8 protein-coding genes are annotated in these 9,853 nt (G+C 72.6%); 4 read left to right on the forward strand and 4 right to left on the reverse strand.

Annotation, left to right across the window (positions count from 1 at the left end; all coding sequences use genetic code 11):
• Positions 1–18 precede the first annotated feature (18 nt).
• Positions 19–1,248, forward strand: coding sequence for a fumarylacetoacetase (fahA, locus tag ACFXKZ_RS06875; protein WP_379997149.1), 1,230 nt, complete (start codon positions 19–21; stop codon positions 1,246–1,248).
• Between the two features lie 84 nt (positions 1,249–1,332).
• A complete protein-coding gene (locus ACFXKZ_RS06880) occupies positions 1,333–1,797 on the forward strand; it encodes a hypothetical protein (RefSeq protein WP_379997151.1) in 465 nt (154 codons plus the stop codon).
• A gap of 274 nt (positions 1,798–2,071) precedes the next feature.
• On the opposite strand, the gene ACFXKZ_RS06885 is transcribed toward ACFXKZ_RS06880, so the two are convergent.
• From ACFXKZ_RS06885 to ACFXKZ_RS06895, 3 genes are all read right to left on the reverse strand, one after another.
• Positions 2,072–2,563 (reverse strand): hypothetical protein, encoded by a 492-nt coding sequence (locus ACFXKZ_RS06885; protein WP_143657831.1) that lies wholly within the window; start codon positions 2,561–2,563, stop codon positions 2,072–2,074.
• Positions 2,564–2,758: 195 nt separating this feature from the next.
• A complete protein-coding gene (locus tag ACFXKZ_RS06890; RefSeq protein ID WP_379997153.1) occupies positions 2,759–3,646 on the reverse strand; it encodes a CAP domain-containing protein in 888 nt (295 codons plus the stop codon).
• A 116-nt stretch (positions 3,647–3,762) separates the two neighbouring features.
• Positions 3,763–5,400, reverse strand: a complete 1,638-nt coding sequence (locus ACFXKZ_RS06895) for an ABC-F family ATP-binding cassette domain-containing protein (RefSeq protein WP_379997155.1) — start codon at positions 5,398–5,400, stop codon at positions 3,763–3,765.
• Between the two features lie 116 nt (positions 5,401–5,516).
• Here ACFXKZ_RS06895 and ACFXKZ_RS06900 point away from each other — a divergent pair, with 116 nt between their 5' ends.
• Positions 5,517–6,266: a PIG-L deacetylase family protein gene (locus ACFXKZ_RS06900; protein WP_379997157.1), complete on the forward strand. Its 750-nt coding sequence runs from the start codon at positions 5,517–5,519 to the stop codon at positions 6,264–6,266.
• Positions 6,267–6,300: 34 nt separating this feature from the next.
• Positions 6,301–6,966, forward strand: a complete 666-nt coding sequence (locus ACFXKZ_RS06905; RefSeq protein WP_379997159.1) for a hypothetical protein — start codon at positions 6,301–6,303, stop codon at positions 6,964–6,966.
• Positions 6,967–7,110: 144 nt separating this feature from the next.
• On the opposite strand, the gene ACFXKZ_RS06910 is transcribed toward ACFXKZ_RS06905, so the two are convergent.
• On the reverse strand, positions 7,111–9,303 hold the full coding sequence (locus ACFXKZ_RS06910; protein ID WP_379997161.1) for a hypothetical protein: 2,193 nt from the start codon (positions 9,301–9,303) through the stop codon (positions 7,111–7,113).
• Between the last annotated feature and the right edge of the window lie 550 nt (positions 9,304–9,853).

The raw sequence follows: 9,853 nt of genomic DNA on the forward strand, positions 1-9,853 counted from the left end.
CACGAGGAGCCGCACCTCATGCCCAGCACCTGGGTCCCGCTGCCGACCGACTCGGGCTACGGCATCGACAACCTGCCCTACGGCGTGTTCACCACCGACCACGAGCCGCACCGGCCGCGCGTCGGGGTGGCCATCGGCGACTTCGTGCTCGACGCCGGTGCCGCCGCGCACGCGGTCGGCGCGAGCGCCGAGGTGTCGGCCGTGCTGGACGCGCCGAGCCTGACCGCGCTGATGGCCGCCGGGCGAGCGACCTGGCGCGGCGTACGGGCCGCGATCACCACCTGGCTGACCGACCCGAGCCTGCGGGCGAGCGTCGAACCGCACCTGATTTCGCGCCGGGACGTGGTGCTGCGGCTGCCCTTCGAGCCGGCCGACTACGTGGACTTCTACGCCTCCGAACACCACGCGAGCAACCTCGGCCGGATCTTCCGACCCGGCACCGAGCCGCTGAGCCCGAACTGGAAGCACCTGCCGATCGGCTACCACGGCCGCGCGGGCACCGTCGTGGTCTCGCACACCCCGATCGTGCGCCCCAGCGGACAGCGCAAGGCGCCGACCGACGCGGTGCCGTCCTTCGGGCCCACCCGGCGCCTCGACATCGAGGCCGAGGTCGGCTTCGTCGTCGGCGCGGGCTCCGAGCTGGGCACCCCGGTCGGCCTCGGCGACTTCGCCGACCACGTGTTCGGCGTGTGCCTGCTCAACGACTGGTCCGCACGCGACATCCAGGCGTGGGAGTACGTCCCGCTGGGCCCGTTCCTGGGCAAGTCGTTCGCCACCTCGGTGTCGCCGTGGATCGTGCCGCTCGAAGCACTCGACGCCGCGCGCGTGGCACCCCCCGCGCGCGACGTCGAGCCACTGCCCTACCTGGACGACCGCGCCGCCGAGCCGTGGGGGCTCGACCTGAGCATGGAGGTCCGGCTCAACGGACACGTGATCTCCCGGCCGCCGTTCGCGTCGATGTACTGGACCGCCGCGCAGCAACTGGCGCACATGACCGTCAACGGCGCCTCGCTGCGCCCGGGCGACCTGTTCGCCTCCGGCACGGTCAGCGGGCCCGAGGTCGGTGAGCGCGGCGCGCTGATCGAGATCACCTGGAACGGCGAGAACCCCCTCAAGCTCCCGGACGGATCGAGCCGGACCTATCTGGAGGACGGCGACGAGGTCACGATCACCGCCACCGCCCCCGGCCCGAACGGCACGCGGCTCGGATTCGGTGAGGTCAGCGGCCGGATCTTGGCGGCGCGCTGACTTGATGCCGGCTCCCGCAGCTTGCGGGAGCCGGCATATCGTCGGGACGGCAAGGGCAGCGATACCGGGCAGCAGAGGGATCCCATGTCGTCGTTCGTACATTCGTCCTGGAGCAAAACCGCCGTTTCGCCCGTCATGGTGGGCCTGACCGGGGCCTTCGTGGTGGCCTCTGCCGTGGTCAGCGTCATGTACGGCTTCATCGGCTCGGGCATCGGGCTCCTGGGCGGAGCGGTGTTGTGCGCGTTCCTGTCGGTAGTGCGGGTGCACGCCGACCAACGCGGGCTGACCGTCGAGTTCGGGTTGCTGCCGTGGCCGCGCAAGCGGGTACCGCTGAGCGAGATCCGCAGGGCCGGACACCGCGAGGTCCGGGCGCTGCGCGAGTTCGGCGGCTGGGGATACCGGATCAAGTCGAGGGCGACCGGGGTCGTGCAGCGCTCCGGCGAGGCCCTGACGCTCACCCTCGTCTCCGGACGCGAGTTCGTGGTCACCGTGTCCGACGCGCCCCAGGGTGCCGCGGTCCTGAACGGCCTGCTGGGCAACCGGGTCTGAGCGAGGCGGCCCCCCGGGTCCACGAAGAGTCCCGGGGTTGCGGCGCGGGCCCGGAAGGGCCGTGGCCCCGCCTACCGCCGCAGACCCCTGTCCACCGCGTCACGGCCGCCCTGTCGGCCCGGGTGGCGAGTTCACACACCGGGCGGCGGAGTTCGGGCGGCCGTAGCGTCGGCCGACGAGGTCGTGGACCCCGCCGAGCCACTTCTCGGCGAGGATCCACGACTTCGGCTCGTCGTGTTCCCGTCTGGCGAGCCGATCGCTCAGGGGGTCGGGCTCACCCGGCGTGGATCGCCCGGTGTTGCCCGCTCTTGTCGTAGTACCCGGGGCCGGCTACCAGGGCGGTGCGGAAGTACAGGCCCTCGCCGACCACGCCGTTGTTGTTGCCGTGTCCGGGCACGAACGGCTGCCACAGGGCCACCAGCAGTTCCGGGGCCACCAGCGACGCGCCTTCGGTCTCCACCCGGACGGGTGTCAGTTCGCCGAGCAGTCGGGTGACGTCGACGGCCGGTGTGCCGAAGACGTCGATACCCAGACACAGCACAGTGTCGGCGAAATCGTCCTCGGACCGGTGTACCTCGATCGCCTCGACCAGTCCGTCCTTGTCGCTCACCACATGAATCGAGAGGTCCGCACCGAAGTGGGCGAACCCACGAGTGCGCCCCGACAGATCTCCTCCGAGTTCGCGCAGAGCGGTCTCTGCCTCGTCCATGGACATGCCGATCTTGATCGGCCCTACGCCGTACGGCGGATCCAACTCAAGCTGCACGTGATCTCCCTCGCCTCGAACAACCGAGTATGACGCACCGTCATCGGGCCTCCTCGCACCCGGTTGCCGGTTCGACCCGAGAGGGTGCCCCGGTGCCCGCACACGGAGCGCACCACTCCCGCCGACGTCGATCCCGGCATCGTCTTTATACCCATTCGGGTCAACGGGGAGACCGCCGGCCCATCCCGGAACGGGTCAGCGCGGGGTGCCGAAGACCTGGGTCCAGGACGTGCCGTAGGTGCCGCCGGTGACATATCCGACACCGATTTCGGTGAACTCCGCGGTGAGGATGTTCTTGCGATGCCCGGGGCTGTCCATCCACCCCTGCACCACCTCGGCCGGGCTGCGCTGGCCGCAGGCGATGTTCTCCCCTATCCGGCTGTACAGGTAACCCGCCGCGATCGCCCGGTCCCACGGCTCGCGGCCGTCCGGATCGGTGTGCGAGAAGAACGCCCGGGTGATCATGTCCGCGCTGAACGCCTGAGCGCACGAGGTCAGTTGCGGCTGCGGCGCGAGCGGACGCAGACCGTGTCGGGCCCGCTCGACGTTGGTCAGCTCGACCACGCCGCGCTGGAACTCGGAAAGGCCGGACGGGGTTTGCGTCTCCTCCTCGACGTCGACCCCGAAGTCCCGGGCGATGCCCGCGAGGCCGTCCGCGTAGCCCTGACCGAGCGCGCGCACCTTCCACTGCGCGCCGCGCCGATAGATCTCGGCGAGCAACAACACCGTCTCGGTGCGTGGTCGCGGCGGGGTGAACCGCGCGAGCAGCGTGCCGCTCGCACCGGTGAGCGTCATCGCCGGCGGCGGCAGCTCGCCGAGGGTGTGCGTGGTGTCGGCCGGACTGACCACCACGGTTACCCGCGTCGCGCCCGCCCGCAGGCCGGTGGGATCCACGGTGACGGTGTCGCCGCCGAGCCGTACCCCGGGCGCGGACACCTGGTTGAAGAAGACGAAGTCGGCGTCGCCGGACACCCGTCGGTCCTCACCCGTGATCAGCGCGGAGATGTCGAACGGCCCGGGCACCCGTACCCGCACGACGCCGACCGGCAAGGATTGGTTCGCGCCCGGCGGCAGTTCGCTCATGGCTGCTGATTCTAACGATGGATCATGGGCGGTTGGCGGGCCACGGTCGATACCGGGTCCACGACCGCGTCGAGCCGCGGACCGACCCGGAGGCGGTGCCCCGCCCCGACGCCGGATCAGACCTCGGTGACCCGGCCGTCGGCGACCCGCAACCGGCGGGTGGTGCGGACCGCGTCCAGCATCCGGCGGTCGTGGGTGACCAGGAGCAGGGTGCCGGCGTACGACTCCAACGCCGACTCCAACTGCTCGATCGCGGGCAGGTCCAGGTGGTTCGTCGGCTCGTCCAGGACCAGCAGGTTGACCCCCTCGGCCTGGAGCAGCGCCAACGCCGCCCGGGTGCGCTCACCCGGGGACAACGTCGCGGCCGGGCGCAGCACATGCGCCGCCTTGAGCCCGAACTTGGCCAGCAGCGTGCGGACATCGGCCGGCAACAGATCCGGGACCAGCGCGCAGAACGCGTCCAGGAGCGGCCGGTCGCCCAGGAACAACCCGCGCGCCTGGTCCACCTCGCCCACCACCACCCCCGAGCCGAGCGAGCCCTGACCCGCCGTCAACTCGGTGCGCCCGAGCAGCGCCGCGAGCAGCGTCGACTTGCCCGCGCCGTTCGCGCCGGTGATCGCGACCCGGTCCGCCCAGTCGATCTGCAGCGTCACCGGACCCAGCGTGAACCCGCCGCGCTCGACCACCGCGCCGTTCAGCGTGGCCACCACCGCGCCCGCGCGTGGGGCGGCGGCGATCTCCATCCGCAGCTCCCACTCCTTGCGCGGCTCCTCGACCACGTCGAGGCGTTCGATCATGCGCTCGGTCTGCCGGGCCTTGGACGCCTGTTTCTCGCTCGCCTCGGCCCGGGTCTTGCGGCTGATCTTGTCGTTGTCCGTGGACTTGCGCCGTGCGTTGCGGGTGCCCTTGTCCATCCACCCGCGCTGCATCCGGGCCCGGGCCTCGAGGTCGCCGCGCTTGTCGGCGTATTCCTCGTAGTCCTCGCGGGCGTGCCGGCGGGCCACCTCGCGCTCGGCCAGATAGGCGTCGTAGCCGCCGCCGAAGCTGCGCACCTGCTGCTGGGCCAGATCCAGCTCGACCACCCGGTCCACCGTGCGGGCCAGGAACTCGCGGTCGTGGCTGATCACCACGGTGCCCGCGCGCAGCCCGGTGACGAACTTCTCCAACCGGTCCAGACCGTCCAGGTCCAGGTCGTTGGTCGGCTCGTCGAGCAGGAACACGTCGTAGCGGCTGAGCAGCAGCGACATCAGCCCCGCGCGGGCCGCCTGGCCGCCGGACAGCGCGGTCATCTCCCGATCGAGGTCCACCGCCAGGCCCAGTTCCGCCGCGACCTCCTCGGCCCGCTCCTCCAGGTCCGCGCCACCCAGGTCCAGCCAACGATCCAGCGCCACGCTGTACTCGTCGTCCGCCCCCGCGCGACCCTCGACCAGCCCCTCGGTCGCGGCGTCGAGCGCGGCCTGGGCGGCGGCGACGCCGGTGCGGCGGGCCAGGAACGCGCGCACCGTCTCGCCCGGCCGCCGCTCCGGCTCCTGCGGCAGGTGGCCCACCGACGCGGTCGGCGGCGACAGCTGTACCGAACCCGCCTCCGGCGCGGCCAGGCCGGCCAGCAGCCGCAACAGGGTGGACTTGCCCGCGCCGTTGACCCCGACCAGGCCCACGACGTCGCCGGGGGCGATCACCAGGTCCAGTCCGGAGAACAGGACACGGTCACCGTGTCCGGCGGCAAGCTCTTTGACGACGATCGTGGCGCTCATGAGGATACGAATCCTATCGGCCGCCGCGAAGCGGGCCGTGGCAGGCCGCCCGATGTGAAGATGGCCGGGTCCGCGTACCACCCGGCCGAAACGGCCACCCCGGAAGGACCATCCGAATGACCACCGAGTCCCGGCCCGAACCGTACGAGACGCTGCCCGAGGACTGGGAGCGCGCGCTGGCCATCGTCGCGCACCCCGACGACCTCGAATACGGCGCCGCCGCCGCGATCGCCCGCTGGGCCCGTCAGGGCAAGCGGATCACGTACGTCATGGTCACCAGCGGCGAGGCCGGCATCGACGGCCTGGAGCCGGACAAGTGTCGCCCGCTGCGCGAGGCCGAACAGGTCGAATCCGCGCGGATCGTCGGCGTGGACACGGTCGAATTCCTCGGCCACCCCGACGGCGTGGTCGAGTACGGGCTGCCGCTGCGCCGCGACCTGTCCCGGGTGATCCGCCGGCACCGCCCGGAGATCGTGATCACCGGCAACTTCCGGGACACCTGGGGCGGCGCGTTCCTCAACCAGGCGGACCACATCGCGGTCGGCCGTGCCGTGGTGGACGCGGTGCGCGACGCGGGCAACCGCTGGGTCTTCCGCGAACTGATCGACGAGGGACACCAGCCGTGGGGCGGCGTGCGTGCGGTGTGGGCGAACGGGTCGCCGGAGTCCGGCCACGCGGTGGACACCACCGAGGACTTCGCCGCGGGCGTGGCCTCGCTGGAGGCGCACACGGCCTACCTCGCCGGCCTGGGGCAGGACCATCAGATGGCCGACGCGGCGGAGTTCCTGGAGGGCATGGGCCGGGCAGCCGGCGCGCGCCTGGGCACCCGGTTCGGCGCCGCCTTCGAGGTCTATCCGATGAGCTGACCCCGGGCGCCCCCGGCGTCGGTACGCTGCCCGCATGATCGATTGGCAGCACATCCGAGGTCGTACCCTCGCCGTGCTCGCGACGGGGGCACTGGTCATCACCGCGACGAGCGCGTGCGGCGGCGACGACGGTCCCGGCGGGTCCGGCAAACGCCTGAACGTGGAGAAGTTCCGACAGCAGGTCCGGCCGATCGGAGAGCACGGCACCGTGTGCCCGGTCCGGTACGACGTCGCCGCCGCGGCCCGCAAGGCCCACATCGACGGCGCGGTCACCCCCGGCGAACCGGCCGCGTCCGGCGCCGAGGGGTGGTCCGACGACGAGGCGGCGGCCCGCGACCCGCAGTCGAACCTCACCCCGGTCCAGCGGGTCAACGGCGTCGCGCTGACCTGCTCCTACCGCATCGGCGCAGACAAGATCGACGTGGGCACGTACGGCTCCCGGCGCGGCTTCCCGCTGAGCATGGCGCTGCCGGTGATCCAGCGCGACTCCGATGCGAAGGCGGCGATCCTGGGTCCGTTCTCCGACGACATCGGGACGGGCGAGCCGCAGCGGGTGATCCCGGTCGGCAACGGGCACGTCGCGGCCGTACGGCTGCGGGTGAGCGGGCCGGGCGCGGCGGCGATGTACGTCTCGTCGGAGACGCTGACACCGGAGCGCGTCGCCGACCTCGCCGAGCTACTTGCCGGGCAACTCGACTGACGCGGGTCCCGCGGGGCTCCGCGAGGGGCGTGCCGTGGGGCTCCCCGGCGTGTCCCGCGGGGCTCCGCGAGGGGTGTCCCGCGGGGTTCCGCGAACGCGTGTCCCGCGGGACTTCGTCGGGTCGCGCGGGACCCCGGGAGTGGGTCATCGCGACCGGGCGCGGGTGGCGTTCATCTCCTCGACCGCCCCCGCCGCGTCGCCGATCGTCGCGTAGTCCACCGCGACGAAGTTCACCGGTCGCCCGCGCTGCGCCTCGCACGCGCGGGCCCGGTCGAGCACGTATTGGCGCGCGTTGACCTGCCCGGCGTCCAACCGGCTGCCGCCCAGGTTGGTGATGAAGTGGTTCATCAGGAACAGCCGCTTGTCGGTGCCGCCCCGGTTGGGCACACAGGACATGTCGGCGGGGGTGAGGAAGGTGAACGGGGTCTCCATGCCGTACTGGTAGAAGTTGCGGTACCACGGCGCCGGACCACTGGCCCGCTCGGCGAACACCACCAGGCGTTTCCCGTCGCGGACCATGTCGCCCAGCTTCGGCCACTTCGCCGCCGGGTCCGCGGACGGCGTGAACAGCAGCCGCTCCACGCCCGCCTCACGGAACGCCTGTTCGGTCTGCTCCCCGGTGATGTCGTCCTGCAGGATCAGCGTCACCACCTCACCCGGGTTGTCGTCCAGCCAGGCGCCGATCTCGCGCAGGGTCGGGGCCAGCGGGATCGCGCCCGCGCGACACAGCGCGTGGCACAACCACAGGCCCGGGCGCGGCGGGTTGGCCAGGTCGATCAGCCGCAACACCTCGGCCTGCATGTCCGGCGCGAAGCTGGAGACGCTGAGCCGGGGCTGCACCTGGTCGGGCTGCTCCCAGGTGTAGGTGTCCAGTTGCAGGCCGCGCGCGCCCGCGTTGAGCTGCGCGGTGATGTCCGGGTCCTGGAGCGGGCCGATGAACCGGTCGGCGGTGCTCGCCATGGCGTTGTGCGTGGTCAGGTAGGCGACCTCGTCGTAGCGCAGCTCGCACAGTTCGATCGATCCCAGGCAGTGCGGCTCCTCCTTCTTGCCCGCCGCGACGGGGACCACGGTGGCGCCCAGGGCCAGGGCCGCGACGGTGAACGCGGCCACGGTCGCGGCGAGCGCGATGCGGTGGCGCGGGGGCAGGGCCAGGGCCCGGCGGGCGGCGGCGCGACGCCAGCTCCAGGCGCCGGCGACCAGGAGCAGGCCGAGTACGAGGGGGACCAGCGCGACGAACAGGCCGACGCGGGTGAGCGAGGAGATCGCGGACCGCTGGACGTCGGTGACCAGCGTGTTCACCGAATGCGGCCAGGTGGGCGACGGGTGGGCCAGTACGTCCGGCAGCCGGTCGCGGACGAGCAGGACCAGCGCGCCGGTCAGCACTCCGCCGACGGCCAGGGACCAGCCGATCACGGGCACGCGGCGGGTCCATGAACGGGGCCCGGTGAGCCACAGCAGGGCCACGGCGGCGATGCCGAGCACGGTGGTCAGCGTCTGGATCGGGCCGAGGGCCGGTTTGGTGAAGCCGCGGGCGGTGGAGACGCCGCTCAGGTTCAGGCCGGCGTGGCGCAGGTCCGGGAGCACGTCCCACTGCCCGTCGTCGGTGCGCGCGGCCAGGTCGGAGGAGGCCGAACCGGCGCCGCCGCCCAGCACGTACGGCCCGACCACGGCGAGCGCTCCCGCGATGTCGCCGGTGGCGAGCGCCGCGGTCACCTGGACGCGCACCCCGGGCCGGGCGTCGGCCGGCACCACCGCGACCAGGGCGTCGGTGGTGGCGGCCATGCTCGGGGCATCCAGCACGAAGGTGGGGAAGTCGGCCGGCCGGCGGCCTGCGGCGAGGTCGTCGAGGGCGGCGTCCAGGCCCTCGCGAAACGCGGCGAAGTCGGCGGAGGGGTGGCCCTGCACGTTGGCGATCAGGTCCCCGAAGTACAACTCGGCGACGCCGCCGACGTTGGCCAGGATCGGCCGCAGATCCAGGACCAGCCGCAACTCGGGCTGCTCGCCGCGCAGGTAGCCGATCGTGTTGGCGATCTGCGTGTCGACGATGCCGCGCAGGGTCGCGGGCGGCAACACGGTCTTGAGGTTGGCGGTCACCACCGACGGCGGCACGGGCATCCGCGCCAACAGGTCCCGGGTGACCTGGGCGGCGGCCGGATCGACCAGGACCTCGTCGTACATCCGGTTGTAGGCCCGCTCGTCGTCGAGCGCGCCCTGATAGAAGGCCCGATTGAGCACGGTACTCCGAGCAATCCCGGCCAAGCCCAACACGACCACGGCCAGGGTCAAAACCAGCGCGGCAACCCCCCGAAGCACCACCACCCACCGACCGACACCCATCCCCCCACGCTCACCCGCCCACCGCACCCCCGCGATCCCGGCGACCCATCCGGGGGAGCGGGGCGGGGGCGGGGAGGCCCTCGGGGGAGGGGCGGGGCGTGGGTCGTGGGGCAGGCCGCGCCCCGCCGGCATGCGGGGCTCAGAGGCGTGGGGTTTTCGACGAAGCGGGTGCGTTGCTCGGCGGAAGGGCGGCCGGCAGCGGCGGGGTGGGTGGGCGGTCGGGTCGGGTCTGCCGGTGGGCCTTCCCGGGTGGGTCGGGCGTGTTCGGCGGGCGCGGCGTCTTTGGTTGCGTGGGCTGGTGCGGGGCTGGTCAGTGTCGTCGGGTGGGCCGCCGCCGGCGTGCGGGGCTCCGAGGGTCGGGGTGCCCGGTGAGGCGGGTGTGTTGCTCGGCGAGACCCGGCCGGCAGGAGCGGGTGGGTGGGCGGTCGGGTTGGGTCTGCCGGTGGGCTTCCTGGGTGGGTCGGGCGTGTTCGGCGGGCGCGGCGTCTTTGGTTGCGTGGGCTGGTGCGGGGCTGGTCAGTGTCGTCGGGTGGGCCGCCGCCGGCGTGCG

The sequence above is a fragment of the Embleya sp. NPDC059237 genome (genome assembly GCF_042754105.1).
Taxonomy (GTDB): domain Bacteria; phylum Actinomycetota; class Actinomycetes; order Streptomycetales; family Streptomycetaceae; genus Embleya.